The 15956-nt window shown below is 61.0% G+C and carries 12 protein-coding genes and 1 riboswitch; of the genes, 5 read left to right on the top strand and 7 right to left on the bottom strand.

Annotated elements, in window-relative coordinates:
- Positions 1-22 precede the first annotated feature (22 nt).
- Positions 23-2923 carry an aminomethyl-transferring glycine dehydrogenase gene (gene gcvP / locus IM764_RS05965; RefSeq protein WP_099298187.1) on the bottom strand — a complete coding sequence of 967 codons (2901 nt, stop codon included), beginning with the start codon at positions 2921-2923 and terminating at the stop codon, positions 23-25.
- Positions 2924-2998: 75 nt separating this feature from the next.
- Positions 2999-3109: riboswitch (glycine riboswitch) on the bottom strand.
- Between the two features lie 197 nt (positions 3110-3306).
- Here gcvP and IM764_RS05960 point away from each other — a divergent pair.
- Positions 3307-4164 carry an SDR family oxidoreductase gene (locus IM764_RS05960; RefSeq protein WP_099298188.1) on the top strand — a complete coding sequence of 286 codons (858 nt, stop codon included), beginning with the start codon at positions 3307-3309 and terminating at the stop codon, positions 4162-4164.
- Here IM764_RS05960 and IM764_RS05955 read toward each other — a convergent pair.
- From IM764_RS05955 to IM764_RS05940, 4 genes are all read right to left on the bottom strand, one after another.
- Positions 4142-4585 (bottom strand): hypothetical protein, encoded by a 444-nt coding sequence (locus IM764_RS05955; protein WP_099298189.1) that lies wholly within the window; start codon positions 4583-4585, stop codon positions 4142-4144. The two genes, IM764_RS05960 and IM764_RS05955, sit on opposite strands and share 23 nt — an antisense overlap.
- A 10-nt stretch (positions 4586-4595) precedes the next feature.
- Positions 4596-5453 carry a sulfurtransferase gene (locus IM764_RS05950; RefSeq protein ID WP_099298190.1) on the bottom strand — a complete coding sequence of 286 codons (858 nt, stop codon included), beginning with the start codon at positions 5451-5453 and terminating at the stop codon, positions 4596-4598.
- An 11-nt stretch (positions 5454-5464) separates the two neighbouring features.
- Positions 5465-6775, bottom strand: coding sequence for a sodium/glutamate symporter (locus IM764_RS05945; RefSeq protein ID WP_228073476.1), 1311 nt, complete (start codon positions 6773-6775; stop codon positions 5465-5467).
- A gap of 215 nt (positions 6776-6990) precedes the next feature.
- Entirely contained in the window at positions 6991-8511 is a 1521-nt protein-coding gene (locus IM764_RS05940; RefSeq protein ID WP_194187267.1) for an aldehyde dehydrogenase family protein, read from the bottom strand.
- A 312-nt stretch (positions 8512-8823) separates the two neighbouring features.
- Here IM764_RS05940 and ybaK point away from each other — a divergent pair, with 312 nt between their 5' ends.
- Positions 8824-9312 (top strand): Cys-tRNA(Pro) deacylase, encoded by a 489-nt coding sequence (gene ybaK, locus IM764_RS05935; RefSeq protein ID WP_370551559.1) that lies wholly within the window; start codon positions 8824-8826, stop codon positions 9310-9312.
- A complete protein-coding gene (locus tag IM764_RS05930; RefSeq protein ID WP_194187266.1) occupies positions 9299-9970 on the top strand; it encodes an alpha-ketoglutarate-dependent dioxygenase AlkB in 672 nt (223 codons plus the stop codon). The genes ybaK and IM764_RS05930 overlap by 14 nt, the downstream gene beginning before the upstream one ends.
- Here IM764_RS05930 and clpB read toward each other — a convergent pair whose 3' ends face one another.
- Complete coding sequence (gene clpB / locus IM764_RS05925) at positions 9971-12574, bottom strand: ATP-dependent chaperone ClpB (RefSeq protein WP_228073436.1); 2604 nt, start codon at positions 12572-12574, stop codon at positions 9971-9973. It abuts the gene before it with no gap.
- A 186-nt stretch (positions 12575-12760) separates the two neighbouring features.
- On the opposite strand from clpB, the gene IM764_RS05920 reads away from it, so the two are divergent.
- Both IM764_RS05920 and IM764_RS05915 read left to right on the top strand, forming a co-directional pair.
- Positions 12761-13468 carry a hypothetical protein gene (locus tag IM764_RS05920; RefSeq protein WP_194187265.1) on the top strand — a complete coding sequence of 236 codons (708 nt, stop codon included), beginning with the start codon at positions 12761-12763 and terminating at the stop codon, positions 13466-13468.
- A gap of 22 nt (positions 13469-13490) precedes the next feature.
- Entirely contained in the window at positions 13491-14885 is a 1395-nt protein-coding gene (locus tag IM764_RS05915; RefSeq protein ID WP_194187264.1) for a hypothetical protein, read from the top strand.
- Here IM764_RS05915 and IM764_RS05910 read toward each other — a convergent pair whose 3' ends face one another.
- A complete protein-coding gene (locus tag IM764_RS05910) occupies positions 14886-15794 on the bottom strand; it encodes a carbon-nitrogen hydrolase family protein (protein WP_099298296.1) in 909 nt (302 codons plus the stop codon).
- Between the last annotated feature and the right edge of the window lie 162 nt (positions 15795-15956).

Raw genomic sequence — 15956 nt, 5'->3', positions numbered from 1 at the left:
GGTTGGTTGGTCCGGAGAGCTATTAGCTCTCGATGTCGAAAGCTTCCAGGGGCGGGCAGCTGCACACGAGGTTGCGGTCGCCGTAGGCATCGTCGATTCGACGCACAGGCGTGAAGTACTTGGTATGTCGCAGGCCTTCCACGGGGAACGCGGCCTGGGTGCGGGTGAAGTGACCGCCGGAGACAGCGTCCTCGAAGTCATCGCGGGTGACGGAGTACGCGGTGAACGGTGCGTGGCGCAGCACGGAATCCTCGGCGGCGACCTTGCCGTCGATAACTTCCTGGATTTCACGGTGAATGCTGATCATCGCTTCGATGAAGCGGTCCAGCTCTTCCTTGTCCTCGGATTCGGTTGGCTCGACCATTAGGGTGCCGGGCACGGGGAAGGCCAGGGTTGGCGCGTGGAAACCGTAGTCCATGAGGCGCTTGGCCACATCAGCTGCGGTGATGCCGGACTGCTTGGTCAGCTCGCGCAGATCCAAGATGCACTCGTGGGCCACCAGGCCGGTATCGCCCTTGTAGAGCGTTGGGTAGTGATCTTCCAGCTTGTGGGAGATGTAGTTGGCGTTCACCAGGGCCATGCGGGATGCCTCGGTCAGGCCCTCATCACCCATGAGTGCGATGTAGGACCAGGTGATTGGCAGCACGCCCGCGGAGCCGTAGTGCGCCGCAGAAACCGGCTGGCCAGCGGAGAAATCGTCTTCGCCCTCGGGCAGATCCGCGGAAGGGTCAGAAGGCAGGAATGGGATGAGGTGCTCGGCCACGCACACTGGGCCCACGCCCGGGCCGCCACCACCGTGAGGAATGGTGAAGGTCTTGTGCAGGTTCAGGTGGGAAACGTCGCCACCGAATTCGCCCGGCTGAGCCAAACCGACCAGCGCGTTCAAGTTCGCGCCGTCGATGTAGACCTGACCACCTGCAGCGTGAACCTTCTCGCACACCTGGCGCACCTGCTCTTCGAACACGCCGTGGGTGGACGGGTAGGTGATCATTATGGCTGCGGTCTGTGGGCCGTACTTTTCCAGCTTGGCATCCAGGTCATCCAGATCCACGGATCCGTCCTCGGCGTTCTTCACAGCAACCACCTTCAGGCCAGCCAGCGCAGCGGAAGCCGCGTTGGTGCCATGGGCAGAAGCCGGGATCAGCACGATATCGCGCTGATCATCGCCGCGGGAGAGGTGGTAGCGGTGGATGGCCAGCAGACCAGCGAACTCGCCCTGGGAGCCAGCGTTGGGCTGGACAGATACCTTGGCGTAGCCGGTGATCTTCTCCAGGCGCTGCTCCAGATCTTCGATGAGCTCCAACCAGCCCTGCGCCTGCTCGGCAGGCGCATGCGGGTGAATTCCGGCGAAACCTGGCCAGGTGATGGGCTCCATGGAGATCGCGGAGTTCAGCTTCATGGTGCAGGAACCCAGTGGAATCATGGTGCGATCCAGCGCGAGGTCGCGATCAGCGAGCATGCGCAGGTAACGCATCATCTGGGTCTCAGAGCTGATGCTGTGGAAGATCGGGTGCGTCAGGATGTCATCCGTGCGCAGCAGATCTGCATCGCCGAGCGGGCCGGAGTTTGCGTCGAAATCAGAAGAATCAACACTTGCCTGCTTGCCGGTGAACACGGCGGTGAGGGCTGCAATGTCCGCATCCGTGGTGGACTCGCCCACGGAGATGCCCACGAACTCGTCGTTGACGCGGCGGAGATTGAAACCTTCCTCGGCGGCCTTGGCAACGATCTCATCGGCGGAAGAGACCTGCACGGTGACGGTATCGAAGAAGGTATCGTGCGCCAGGGTCAGGCCGGCCTCGGACAGAGCGACGGCCAGCGACACTGCGCGGCCGTGGATATCCGTGGCGATCTCGCGCAGACCAGCTGGGCCGTGCCAGACAGCGTAGAAACCGGCCATCACGGCCAGCAAGGCCTGTGCGGTACAGATGTTGGAGGTCGCCTTCTCACGGCGAATGTGCTGCTCACGGGTCTGCAGAGCCAAGCGGTAGGCAGGTGCGCCCTCGGCGTCCTTAGATACGCCGACGATGCGGCCCGGCAGCTTGCGCTCCAGCGCGTTGGTGCAAGCCATGAACGCGGCGTGCGGGCCACCAAAGAACAGTGGAACGCCGAAGCGCTGTGCGGAACCCACGGCGATGTCCGCGCCCTGAGAACCTGGGGAGGTCAGCAACACCTGAGCCATCAAGTCACAGGCCACGGTGACCAGTGCGGCGGACTCCTTCGCTGCGGCGATCAGCGGGGCGATATCGCGCACGCGCCCGGTGGTGCCGGGGTTGGAAATCACCACGCCCACGAGGTTTTCATAGGCGGAGAAATCGAAATCATCGGTGATCTCAACCAGCTCCACCGGGATGTCCGCAGCTTCAGCGCGAGCCAAAGTCACGGTGATGGACTGCTGGTGCAGCGCGGTATCCAGCAGCACCACGCCACCCTTCTTGAAGGCCTTGGCATTGCCGCGGGCCATCAACTGCACTGCTTCAGCCACGGCGGTGGCCTCATCCAGCAAGGACGCGCCAGCAACCGGCAGGCCGGTGAGATCCTGCACGGCGGTCTGGAAGTTCAGCAGCGCCTCCAAGCGGCCCTGGGAAATCTCTGGCTGGTACGGGGTGTACGCGGTGTACCAACCTGGATTCTCGGTGACGTTGCGACGGATCACAGCTGGGGTGATCGTGTCGTAGTAACCGTTGCCGATCAGCTGCTTCTTCTGCACGTTCTTGTCTGCGAACGCGCGCAGTGCGGCAAGGGTGTCCTGCTCGTTGAGGGCATCAGGAAGGCCAATTGCGCCCTGCTGCGCGATGGTGGAAGGAATCGCGGATTCGGCGAGAGCCTGGGTGGATTCATAACCGAGGAACTCGAGGATCTCAGCGGTATCGGAGCCGTTGGGGCCGATGTGACGGGGGACAAAAGGTGCAGCGTGTGCCATAAATGGATTCTCCGGTTGTCACGCGCCATCTCCGAAAATTCAGAAAGAGCGCATGGTGGTTGCACGGGCGTTTGTCCTCCCCACTCTGTCTTAAGAGCCTGAGAGCTTCAGCATGACCACGCTGCCTTTCTCCTTCGGCGACTACCGCGCAGACGAGGGCGCAGAGTTCTTTCCAGAGGTGCCTCGCTGCGGCGGTTCGGGTGCCTGAGAGTGTCCTGGGGAGGGTTTGCTCCGTCGGCGGCCGGCGCGTAGCTCGGCCTCTCCCACTGCAGCTGATAACGGCGTATTGAGTTGTTCGTCTACATACTAACCTGCATGGGTTCCTCGCCATATAATTCGCGGTCTGACCCCCCTTCACTCCGCCGTGCGCCACAATAGTGCCTATGGCAAAACTATCCCTCCCCTTCGCGAGCCCAGCACTTCCCGTCCCCACCGAGGGCGTGGCCGTGGTGACCGGCGCCTCCTCCGGCATTGGCGCTGCCACTGCCGCCGCTCTTGCACAACTCAAGAGCGGGAACTTCCACGTCATCGGCACCACCCGCAACCCCGCCAACGTGGTGGATCCTATTCCCGGCGTGGAGTACCTGGCATTGGATCTCGAAGAGCCCGCGAGCATCACCACTTTTGCCGAAGAAGTGTTGCAGCGCGGCACCCCGTCCGTGCTGGTCAACAACGCAGGCGAAAGCCAGTCCGGCCCCCTCGAAGAGCTGCCACGCGAAGCCCTAGAGCGTCTATTCCAGATCAACGTCATCGGCCACATCGAACTCACCCAGCGTTTGCTGCCCACCATGCGCGCTGCAGGTCGCGGGCGGATCGTGATGGTCGGCTCCATGCTCGGCAGTTTCCCGCTGGCGTTCCGTTCCAGCTACGTGGCATCCAAGGCCGCGATCAAGGGATTCGCGTTTTCTTCCCGACGCGAACTCCGCCCCTTTGGCATCGACATGTCCGTGATGGAGCCCGGATCTATCAACACGGGATTGTCAGCTCGCCGCAGCAAGTACGTGGATCCCCAAGGCCCTTACGGCGACGAATTCCAGACCATGCTCAGCAAGCTCGACCGCAACGAAGCCACCGGCATCTCCGCAGAGCGTGTGGCCGAGGAAATCCTCAAGGCCATCACCGATGAACGCCCCCGCCCCCTCTACGTTGCAGGTTCCAAAGCACAGCTGGTGTTTCCTCTAGCCCGCGTGCTGCCCAGCGAAGCGCTACACGGGCTGATTAACCGGAAGCACGGTCTCTAGCGCGCTTTTTGCCGTCCGAATTGGACGTTCCCTCGCTGTACGTCCAATCGCGCCACGGAGTGGCGAAGAAGGCCAGCACGGCAGAGGCCACGATGCCCAAGAACATCATGGGACCAGACAGGATCAGCACCAAGTCCAGCGAACCGTCCGAGTCGTTCAAAAACACCACTAGAGCCACGCCCAAGGTGCCGGCGATGCCCAACGCGGAGAAATACGAGTACATCTTGTTGACTGGGTGGCGTGATTTCCCGAAATGCCCGCGTACCGTCATTGCTAGCGGCCACGTCTGTATAAACAGCATGATCACAAAAAAGGCCGCCAATGTGGGCCGCACCAGCTGCGCAGCAACAGGTGCCGTGTTGTTGGTGGCCAGCAACAACAGCCCCACCACGGCCAACCCTGCGAATACACGCCTCATCATGAGGATGATCCTAACCGCGCTCGATGGCCCTCGAAGAGTCCGCCGCCCATTGCGACCATCCGCCGATGAAGTTCTTCGCCCCGTACAGGCCCGCATGTTCCATCGCCGCAACGAACAAAGACGAGTGCAAACCGGATCCGGAGTATACCGCCACGTTGGTCCCCTCGGTCACGCCGTGGATCTGCAGGATGTGTCGCAGTTCCTCCGGTGAGAGAACACGGCCACGGGAATCCTGCAGGCGCGTGACGGGGATATTGATCGAGCCGGGAATGTGTCCGGCCTGGTGATCAAATGGTTCCCGCACGCCCTGGTGGCGGCTTTCCTCTCGCGCGTCGATGAGGAGGTGGTCATGCATCCAATTTTCGACGTCATCGATCAGCAGTTCCGGCATTCCCCCCGGCTTCACTTCTGCGGTTCCGCGCCCGCGGAGAGCTCCGATGCCACCGGCAACATCTCCACCAGCGGACTCCCAGGCCGGGGTGCCACCGTTGAGGATGTGGACATTCTGCAGCCCGGCCCAACGGAAGACCCACCAAGCGCGAGCGGCGAAGATGTTGGGGCCGGCATCGTAGATATAAACGGGCTTGTCGCCGAAGATTCCCCAGTCGCGGAAGCTGCGCTGCAGGTCTTCCACGTTGGGCAGTGGGTTGCGTCCCAGCTTGCGCGAAGGAATGTCCGCCAGGTGGGTTAGTGGGTTGCAGAACATCGCCCCCGGGATGTGCTGCCCCACGTAGGCTTCCCACGCTGAATTCTCGGTCTTGGCCCAGTGCGAGTCCAAGACGGTCATTCGTTGACCTGCGGTGAAGCTGGAAAACATCTCTTCGCCGGTAACGAATGGGCTTTCTTGGTGAGAAGTGGTTTCACTCATAATTCACCAGTTTAAAGGGATCGCTGGCTTTGCGCGCTGCTGGCCTTTTTTGGCAACCAACCCAGCACAAATGGCACAGCGAAAATCACGATCGCCGCCACAGTGGTGATCGCGCCGAATCCCATCGTGAATCCAGCGATCACAGCAATCGGCGCGAAGATATTCACCGCAATCTCAATCGGCGCGTAGCCCACGTAAGCGATGCCGTATTCGTCCAGCGCTCCGGATTCCAGCTTCGGATCCACGATCTTCAGCAAAGCAATACCCGTGGCCACTGCTGCCGTTGCCCATCCCCATCCGAAGATGCCGCGCTCCAGCCACTTCTCGCCAAAGAACACAGGGGAAGCCACAAAGAAGTACAGGGTGCAGTAGATGATTCCCACCACGAACATCACGGCCAGTGGCACCGCGTAGCTGGCCACTGCAGCAGGCACGATGGAGGCCACGCCGAAAGCAATCAGGAAGTCCGTGGACGCACCGGACATGGACTTCACGGTGGTGGGATCCAAGTACTCCGGGCGGCGAATCAGCTTCAGGAAGATCTTGCCGCCGATACCCACCACGAATGCCATCGCGAACAGCGGGATGGAGACAGTCTCAAACTGATGCTGGATCGCCTGCTTGATGAAGTACGCGATGGTCACAGTCACCGCAATGAATCCCGCGTGCAGAGCCAGTGGCTCAATGGAGGAAGGGTTCGTGGTCGCATGGCCGATAGACGGCTGGTTGGCCTTCTTCGTGATCTCTCCGGAACGCAGCTCCCACGGCAGCTTCCTCGGCAGGGTCGTGGTGCGACCAGTCTTGATGCCCCAGTTAGCGTAGATGATTCCGCCGACGATCGCCGCCAGCGTTCCCACGGTGGCAGAAGTAAATCCGAGAGAAGCGGCGTCGGAAATACCAATCGAATCCAACGCTCCGCCTACCGCGGCGGCAGTACCGAAACCACCTACGAAGCCGACCGGCAACATCATGCCGAACCAATCCTCGGTGCCAAACACCGGCGTGAACACAAACACACCAAGTAGGACAAACAGACCCCACTGGCCCAAGAACATGGACGCGGAATAAGACCACATGTTCTTGGCCTTGGAGATGTCGCGCGAATCAAAGCTCATCGAGTACGGCATGGATGCGAAAACCACCGCGATCAGCAGCGTGGAGTAATCGCCCAGCGCATCGGAGAAGGGCATGATGCCCAAGACTTCGGGGCCGAGCAGAAGGCCGAGGAGGCCGGCGGTGATGGGTGCAGGGATGAGGAGTCTGCGGAACCAACCGAAGTGGCGTCGCATGAACGTGCCCACGATCAACAACACGGAGATCATGCCCACGTCTACCAGCAGATCAAATACGGAATACTCCACTCGAGGTCTCCTCAATACTCACGATTTCAGCGCCACCGACCTCTGTACGTGTGAGGTGGGTGGCGCTGAAATCTGCAACCTACTCGCGCTAGATGCGCGCGAGATCATGAGGTGAGTGTATTCCCCGCATGAAGCATCGTCCTAACTTACCGGTGCGGGGGCAAGCGATCCGGTAGCTAGAACAGGCCGGTGGGGTTCTCGTCGTAGGACCACAGCAGGTTCTTGGTCTGCTGGTAGTGATCCAGCATCATCAGGTGAGTCTCGCGACCCAGACCGGACTTCTTGTAACCTCCGAAGGCCGCGTGAGCTGGGTAGGAGTGGTAGTTGTTCACCCACACGCGACCGGACTGGATAGCGCGTCCGGCCTTGTACGCGGTGGTGCCGTTGCGGGACCATACTCCGGCGCCGAGGCCGTACTCGGTGTCATTGGCAATGCGGATGGCATCGTCGAAGTCCTTGAAGGTGGTCACTGCCAGCACTGGGCCGAAGATCTCCTCCTGGAAGCAGCGCATGTCATTGTTGCCCTTGAGGATGGTGGGCTTGACGTAGAAGCCGTCCTCGCGGCCGGTGATGGTGTTGACATCTCCACCCAGCAGCACCTCGGCGCCCTCTTCGGGGCCGGATTGCAGGTAGCCGGTGATCTTGTCCATCTGCTCTTGGCTCGCCTGGGCGCCCATCTGGGTGTCGGTATCCAGCGGGTTGCCGATGGTGATGTTCTTGACGCGCTCCACGGCCAGCGCCAGGAACTCGTCGGCGATGTCTTCTTGCACCAGCGCGCGGGACGGGCACGTGCACACCTCGCCCTGGTTCAGCGCGAACATGGCCAGGCCCTCCACACACTTTTCGCGGAAAGAGTCATCCTTATCCATCACATCGCTGAAGAACACGGATGGAGACTTGCCGCCCAGCTCCAGGGTCACGGGGATGAGCTTGTCCGCCACGGCCTTGTTGATGGTCTTGCCCACCTCGGTGGAACCGGTGAAAGCGATCTTATCGATGCGATCAGAGCTGGTCAGAGCCACTCCGGCTTCTTCGCCTAAGCCGTTGACGATGTTGAGCACGCCAGCGGGGAGTACGTCTTCGATGAGCTCGGCGACCATGAGGATGGAAGCGGGAGTTTGCTCTGCGGGCTTGAGCACCACGGCGTTACCGGCCGCTAGCGCCGGTGCCAGCTTCCATGCGGCCATGAGGATCGGGAAGTTCCACGGGATGATCTGCCCCACCACGCCCAGCGGCTCGTTGAAGTGGTACGCGATCAGATCTTCGCTGATCTGCGAGGTGCGATCCTCCTGCGCGCGCAGTGCACCCGCGTAGTAGCGGAAGTGATCCACGGCCAACGGCAGGTCGGCAGCGAGCGTCTCGCGCACGGCCTTGCCGTTATCCCACGTCTCCGCCACCGCGAGCGCCTCGAGGTTTTCTTCCAGCCGATCCGCGATCTTCAGCAGCGCGTTGGAGCGATCCTGCACGGAGGTCTTGCCCCATGCATCCTTTGCCTTGTGCGCGGCCTCGATGGCCTTGTCCACGTCTACCTGCTTGGAACGCGGCACCTCGCAGAACTTCTTTCCGCTGACTGGAGAGACATTGTCCAAGTACTCGCCATCCTCCGGCGACACCCATTGACCGCCTATGAAGTTTTCATAGCGGTCCTTGAAGGACACGATGGAGCCTTGCGTTCCGGGATCTGAATAGACAGTCATGGGGTACCTCCTGCGGGGTAAGGGAAGGTGCTTTTGCACACCAAAGTGGTAGCACCACCGTACTGTCTGCAGCGGTGTTGTTTTCTTCCTTTTCGACGCCAACCTCCTGGCGATAAAAATATGTGTTTAGCTGTACATATATCTGCCCTCGCGAAAATAAAAGAAACCGCTGGTACGGGCTTTTCTCCGGCCGCGAAGGGTTCCTGTGAGCGGGGGTGCACGGAGCTCGAATGCTTCGCGACCGGTGGGGGTTAGACTCGGGCATGGCGTCGGAAAGAAAGAACGGCGCATGCTCTCAAGGACGGTGTACTCGTGGCCAGGAAGATCCACAAAACTAACGCCATGCGGCAGCTAGACCGCGCCACAGTGTCATACTCGATGTCTCGCTACGAGACCGGCGGCGGGATCGATGCGCTGCACGTCGCGGAATCGTTGGGAGTGGCACCGGAGGTTATCTTCAAGACGTTGGTGGTGGAGAGCTCGGAGAAACAGCACTTCGTGGCGGTAATCGGGGCGGATCAACAGCTGGATCTCAAGAAAGTGGCTGCACACTTTGCTGTGAAGAATGTGAAGATGTTCGATTGGAAGCAGCTCAAGCAGCTGACGGGATATGTGCGCGGCGGATGCTCGCCGGTGGGAATGAAGCGGGCGTTGCCCACCGTTATCGATTCTTCCGCAATGGAATTGCCGGAAATCTATGTGTCCGCTGGGGAAATCGGCACGCAGATCATCATTGCGCCGAGCGATCTCGCTGCGGTCACAGGCGCGAAATATGCGGACGTGCACCATGTTGTTTGCTGAGTTGCCGCGGGATGACTCGCAGGTCGCCGAGGGCGTGGTCCACTTGCCGAACTGGCTAGCTGTGGAACAACAACGGGCTGTCGTGGACGAGTTTCGGGAGACTGCCCGGCAGGTAGCTGGGACCCCACTGGCGATGCGTAAGCCACAGCTGCGCTCCGGGCAGATGTCTGTTCACATGCTGCACCTGGGCAGGTTTTGGCAGACCAACCCATACCGCTACGTGGATTCCGTGGACGGCCACCCGGTGCCACCGCTGCCGCCGCACTTGAAGAACATGGCCGTACGCGCGCTCCGCGATGCCGCCGCACTGGATCCAGCCCTGACGCCGTGGGTGGAAACATATCGGCCGGATATGGCGCTGATCAACTACTACCCGCCCGGCGCGAGCATGGGCATGCACCAGGACGCCAACGAAGATTCCCCCGCGCCGATCGTGTCCATCTCCATCGGCGACGAAGCAACCTTCCGGATTGGCGGGGTGGACAACAAAAATAAGCCGTGGAATGACGTGGCGCTTCTCTCTGGAGACATCATCGTCTTCGGAGGGCCTAAGCGCCTCGCATTCCACGGAGTTCCCACGGTGCGTGACAACACGCTGCCCGCGGGATGCGGGCTGACGGAGGGTCGGATTAACGTGACCTTCCGCCAACTTCACTAGCTACTCTTCCTCGGAACCACCGAGGGAGTAGATGTCCAGCTCGTCGAGGGACGCATCGCCCTCTGCCTCGCCGGTGCCTGGTGTGTAATCCACCCGCACCTTGTCGCCATCGCGGATCTCTCCTGCGAGCAACAGCTTGGCCAGCTTGTCGCCGATGGCCTTTTGGATCAGACGGCGCAGCGGACGAGCACCGTAGGCAGGATCGTAGCCGTGCTCGGCGAGCCACTTCTTGGCCTCCTCGGAAACCTCCAGCTCCAAGCGGCGGGCAGCCAAGCGTTCGGCCAAGCCGCGCACCTGGATGCTGACGATGTCCTCCAGCTGCTCCTTAGACAACGGCTCGAAGATGAGCACGTCATCCAGACGGTTGATGAACTCCGGCTTGAACGCGGCCTTCACTGCGTTCATGACCTGCTCATCGGTTCCACCTGCGCCCAAGTTGGACGTGAGGATCAGGATGGTGTTGCGGAAGTCCACGGTTCGTCCCTGGCCGTCGGTCAGGCGACCTTCGTCGAGGACCTGCAGCAGCACGTCGAACACATCTGGGTGGGCCTTTTCCACCTCGTCGAACAGCACGACGGTGTACGGACGACGACGCACAGCCTCGGTCAACTGACCGCCAGCGTCGTAACCAACGTATCCCGGAGGTGCTCCCACCAGGCGAGCAACGGAGTGCTTCTCGCCATACTCGGACATATCGATGCGCACCATGGCGGTTTCATCGTCGAACAGGAAGTCTGCCAGCGCCTTGGCCAGCTCGGTCTTGCCCACGCCCGTGGGGCCCAGGAACAGGAACGAGCCAGTAGGCCGGTTCGGATCTGCCACACCTGCGCGAGCACGGCGAACCGCATCCGAGACAGCCGTGATCGGCTTGGACTGTCCCACCACGCGGCCGGACAGCACCAGTTCCATGTTGAGCAGCTTCTCGGTCTCGCCCTGCAGCATTTTGCCTGCAGGAACGCCGGTCCACGCGCTGACCACATCAGCGATGGTGTCTGGCGTGACCTCCTCGGTCAGCATCATCTCGCCCTGATTCTTGGCCACGGCTTCTTCGGCTTCGCCGAGTTTCTTTTCGACGTCAGGAATCCGTCCGTAACGCAGTTCTGCAACCTTGGCGAAGTTGCCTTCCCGCTCCGCGATTTCCGACTCGCGGCGCAGTTCATCCAACTCCTCCTTGTACGCGCGGAGGCTATCGATGCTGCCCTTTTCGTTTTCCCAGCGGGCGGTGAGCGCGGAGAGCTTCTCCTTCTCATCGGCCAACTCGGAGCGCAAGCGCACCAGGCGATCCTTCGAGGCAGCGTCCAGCTCTTGGGACAGTGCCATCTCTTCGATCTCCATGCGGCGCACGATGCGCTCCACGCTGTCGATCTCCTCTGGGCGAGAGTCGATCTCCATGCGCAGACGGGAGGCGGCCTCGTCGACGAGGTCGATGGCCTTATCCGGCAGGAAGCGGCTGGTGATGTAGCGATCCGACAAGGTGGAGGCGGCGACCAGCGCGGAGTCCTGAATGCGGACGCCGTGGTGCACCTCGTAGCGCTCCTTGAGTCCGCGCAGGATGCCCACCGTGTCCTCCACGGTTGGCTCGCCCACGTAGACCTGCTGGAAGCGACGCTCCAGTGCGGCATCCTTTTCGATGTACTTGCGGTACTCGTCCAAGGTGGTGGCACCGACCAAGCGCAGCTCACCTCGGGCCAGCAGCGGCTTGATCATGTTGCCTGCGTCCATGGCGGAATCGCCACCGGCGCCTGCGCCCACAATGGTATGCAGCTCATCGATGAAGGTGATGACCTGCCCTTCGGCCTCCTTGATCTCGTCGAGGACAGCCTTGAGGCGCTGCTCAAACTCGCCTCGATACTTCGCGCCGGCCAGCATGGAACCCAAATCCAGAGAAATGAGCTTCTTGCCACGCAAGGACTCAGGCACGTCGCCAGCCACGATGCGGCGGGCAAGCCCCTCCACGATGGCCGTCTTTCCGACGCCAGGCTCGCCGATAAGAACTGGGTTGTTCTTGGTACGGCGGGACAGTACCTGCACCACGCGACGGATTTCCTGATCACGGCCGATGACCGGATCAATCTTTCCCTCACGTGCGCGGGCGGTTAGATCCTGCGAGTACTTCTCGAGAGCCTGGAACTGGCCCTCGGGCTCTTCCGTGGTGACCTTGCGATTACCACGTACGGACTCGAAAGCTCCGCGCACGGCCTCATACGTTGCACCGGCCTGGTGCATCAGCTTGGCGGCATCAGAATCGCCCTTGGCAATGCCCGCGAGCAGAACCTCGGTGGACACGTACGTATCGCCGAGCTCGCTGGCCAGCTCCTGGCTCGCGGTCAGCGCGTTGAGCGCATCCCGGTTGAACTGCGGGTTAGCCATATCCGAACCGGTGGCTTGTGGGTAACTAGCAGTAAGATCTCGCGCCTTGCTCAGCAGCTGCGGGACGTTAACCCCGGCGGCTTCCAAGACAGGCTGAGAAATAGAATCCTCTTGCTCCAGCAGGGCTACCAGCAGGTGTGCTGGCCGGATGTCCGGGTTGCCCTTGGCGGAAGCATCTTGCAGTGCGGCCTGGAGGGCAGCCTGCGTATTAGTGGTTGGAGTGAAGCTGTTCATGGTGTGTTCTCCCTCCTGACAGCTCGTGTGTTTTGTGGTGTTGTTCGGTCTTGATTGTGTCTACCCAAACAATACTTGAGTACATCTCACTCAACCACAATATTGTTGAGTCTATTCCGCTCAACTTGAGTATTTATTATGATCTAGGTCACATCTGCGGAAAGGTGGTCGCGTACCGTGGAATACATGTTGTCTCGTCGTCTCTACCGCACACTTTCCCTAGCAATCCCCGCCGTCGCGCTGCTCACCGTGACCGCATGTGGCAGCTCAGAGACTGTCCCCACCAGCACTGAGACTTCCGTAGCCACCTCGACAGCGACCGAGACCGCCACCAGCACCGCAACGAACACTCCGACCAGCGACACCACCTCGGCATCCCCAACCTCAGAGGCCCCAGAATCAGAGTCGCCAGAATCAGAATCACCACTAGGCACCCCGAAACTCGCCACCGCCCGCAGCATGCCGGTGTCCTCCCCCGACGACCCGGCATCACTGACAGTCACCAACATTCGTGTGGCCGAACATTCTGGCTTCGATCGCCTCGTCTTTGACCTCGAGGGCACAGGCAAGCCCGGCTGGCTCGTACGCTACGTTGGCCAGCCCCTCCAACAAGCCTCCGGCCATCGCGTCAACGTGGACGGCCAGTCCTACCTGGAGGTCAATGTGGAAGGGGTTACCTACAACCTTTCAAACACAGGTCCGCAAGATCTACCTGCGGGCGTGCAGAATTCCACCATGCGCCGAGCAGCGGGCATCAATCAGGTCTATTACGCAGGCGCTTTCGAAGCCCGTGGCCAGTATTTTGCCGGTCTCAACCATCCCGCAACTGCCTTTTCAGTGACCTACCTGGAAGCTCCCAAGAGATTGGTCATAGACATCACGCACAACCAATAAAGCATGTGCCACAATACGTATTATGTCTCTGTCTGCCGCCTTTGATGCTGCTCGCGCCCACCGCGCTGAGATCATTTTCGGCACCCTGACTGCCCTGATGAGCAGCAGGATCACCCCGTCACCCGTCGATCTGCCCCGCCGCGCAGGCTCCCCCGACCCAGCGCAAGCCACGCACTTCGGGCAGACCATTCCCCAAGACACCGGCTTTTTCATCCGCCTACTCAGCTTCCTCGAAGAGGGCGTGGATGCGCGTGCGGAGTTCAATCACGCCGCCGCCACGTTGTTGTTTACCTTGGGTTCTTCTTTCCGACGCCACGGCTTCCGCTCCGAGCACTACGAACCACTCTCCACTGCCATCGGCGAGACGATCGACCGTTACGTTCGCCCCGGCGATACTGACAACAAAGTCAGCCCAGCCGGGGTGAAGACACTCAAGGATGTGGCGTATCTGGGGTGCAGCATCATGGCCCAGGGGTGCGCAGAAGCCGAAGAACGGGAAGCTTCGGCAGGGCCCTCTGACCTCATCAATCCCGTCACCGCCCAAGGCAAGATCGTGGACATCGAGCATCGCAATTCCTCCGTGTCGGTCGTGCGCATGCACCTTAGCACTCCCCTTGCCTATGCCGCGGGCGAGCCGCTTCTGGTCCGCACTCCCTGCACCCCGCTGCTATGGCGCCCCCTATATTCCGCGATGCCTAGCAACCCAGACGGCATGCTGGAACTACACGTGGTTAAAGACGCTGAAGGCACCGACGCGGGCACACGGGGATTCCTGGAGGCTGCGGCGAGCATGGCGTCGGTCGGAGACGAATGGGTGATCTCCGCACAACCGACCGATGCCCACGGCGCGCCACTGGGACTCCACAATGACGATCCCACCTGGCACGAGCACGCAGACAAGGACCTAATCATCATCGCGGAAGACGGCGGGCTCGCACCCGCCCGGGCGATGGTGCTGCAACAAGTTTTCGGCAATGGCCTGGGATTTGTGCCTGGCAAGGATTCCACGGCCCCCACGCCCGGCGCGAAACCACGCCGCACCCACCTGGTATGGGGCGCGCACAACCCGGGCCAGCTCTACGAACTCCAAGGTCTACTGGGGCTGGCGCGCGCCTTCGACTGGCTGCGTTTCACTCCCGTGGTGCAGCAATTCGAAGTGCCTGCGGGGACCAACCCCTCTGAGGCCACCGGGCTTCCCCGCGAGGAACGGCAGCACTACACACGCAATTCCCTGCTCACGGAGGGCACGGCACTCGAGGTCACGCTAGAAAGCTCCAAGTACTTGCCCGATCATCAATTCATCGTGGCGGGATCGCAGCAAATGGTGCGCCACGCGATCGAGCAACTAAACACAAAGGCCGGGGTGCCAGAAGAACAGATCCTCGGCATCCCGACCGATTGGGACTACTTGAGCTAGCTAGCGCTCGTCGCCCACGGCCACCACGATGTCCTCGAGCTGGCGCTCGCGCAGGTGACCAGCCAAAACAGGCAAGCTCTTGCGCACCTTGTCTACGTAGTTCGGATCGATATCCACCGTCAACACCTGCGCGGCATAGCCGGTCTCCGCCAGCTTGGCTCCATCTGGGCCGATCACTACGGAGTGACCAATGCCGGTAGGGCCATCTGCGCGGCCGTAGCGATCCGGGGTTCCTGGGCGCGCCTGACTAGCGGCCACGAGGTAGCTGGTGGAATCCAGCGCGCGGGCAGCGGTGAGAGTGCGCCACTGATCAAGCTTGCCAGGACCGTCCGCCCAGCTGGTTGGAACCACGATGACCTTGGCATCCGCGTTGGCCAAGTCAATGAAGTGGTTAGGGAAGCGAATATCGTAGCAGGTCGCAAGACCCACGGTCACGCCTGCGACTTCACAGGTGATGCGGCGAGTGCCGGGCTTGACGGTGTCCGATTCTGAGTATCCGAAGGCATCGTAGGTGTGGATCTTGTCATAGGAGGTCACCAGGTCTGGCCCCGCAACCAAGAGCGTGTTATACACACGGCGGATCTTGTTTGCTTGGCCTGCGCCCTCCGGCAGCTCTTCGACAATGTCCCCCGAAGGATGGCGGTACACCGTATCGGCAGGGGTGAACATGCCCACAACAGCAGTGATGTTGTGCTTGCGCGCGGTATCCACCACGGCGGTAGCGAAAGGCCCATCGAGAGGCTGCGCGATCTGATCCAAGCGGCCGTTATCGAAGGGGAACATCGCCGCCTCCGGGAAAACCACCAGGTCAGCACGGTTCGCCGCAGCCGCCGCAATGTATTTGCGGATCAGCGCGAGGTTAGTTTCAACGTCCGGCTGGGCGATCATCTGAATCACTGCAATTCGCATGAGCACCAGCCTAGCGCCGATTTCAAGGGGATGTTCGACTACCTGTGAATAACTGGGTTCTTCCACAGGTGCGTGATGGAAGCGTGGCCGAGTTGTCCCGGGCTGTCTTTAGTCTGATCCCGGATCGGTATTAGAGATGGTGTTTGAGATTGGTGGCGGAAC

It is taken from the genome of Corynebacterium sp. ED61 (assembly GCF_015233855.1).
Classification (GTDB): Bacteria; Actinomycetota; Actinomycetes; order Mycobacteriales; family Mycobacteriaceae; genus Corynebacterium; species Corynebacterium dentalis.
Note: the sequence above shows the minus strand (reverse complement) of the source record. Positions and strands in the feature narration are given on the sequence as shown.

Bases quoted from the DNA above. Each gene is read 5' to 3' on its own strand.
- IM764_RS05915 (WP_194187264.1), top strand. From the start codon at position 13,491: ATGTCTCTGTCTGCCGCCTTTGATGCTGCTCGCGCCCACCGCGCTGAG.
- IM764_RS05910 (WP_099298296.1), bottom strand. From the start codon at position 15,794: ATGCGAATTGCAGTGATTCAGATGATCGCCCAGCCGGACGTTGAAACT.
- IM764_RS05960 (WP_099298188.1), top strand. From the start codon at position 3,307: ATGGCAAAACTATCCCTCCCCTTCGCGAGCCCAGCACTTCCCGTCCCC.
- clpB (WP_228073436.1), bottom strand. From the start codon at position 12,574: ATGAACAGCTTCACTCCAACCACTAATACGCAGGCTGCCCTCCAGGCC.
- IM764_RS05950 (WP_099298190.1), bottom strand. From the start codon at position 5,453: ATGAGTGAAACCACTTCTCACCAAGAAAGCCCATTCGTTACCGGCGAA.
- gcvP (WP_099298187.1), bottom strand. From the start codon at position 2,923: ATGGCACACGCTGCACCTTTTGTCCCCCGTCACATCGGCCCCAACGGC.
- IM764_RS05940 (WP_194187267.1), bottom strand. From the start codon at position 8,511: ATGACTGTCTATTCAGATCCCGGAACGCAAGGCTCCATCGTGTCCTTC.
- IM764_RS05920 (WP_194187265.1), top strand. From the start codon at position 12,761: ATGTTGTCTCGTCGTCTCTACCGCACACTTTCCCTAGCAATCCCCGCC.
- IM764_RS05930 (WP_194187266.1), top strand. From the start codon at position 9,299: ATGTTGTTTGCTGAGTTGCCGCGGGATGACTCGCAGGTCGCCGAGGGC.
- IM764_RS05955 (WP_099298189.1), bottom strand. From the start codon at position 4,585: ATGATGAGGCGTGTATTCGCAGGGTTGGCCGTGGTGGGGCTGTTGTTG.
- IM764_RS05945 (WP_228073476.1), bottom strand. From the start codon at position 6,775: ATGATCTCCGTGTTGTTGATCGTGGGCACGTTCATGCGACGCCACTTC.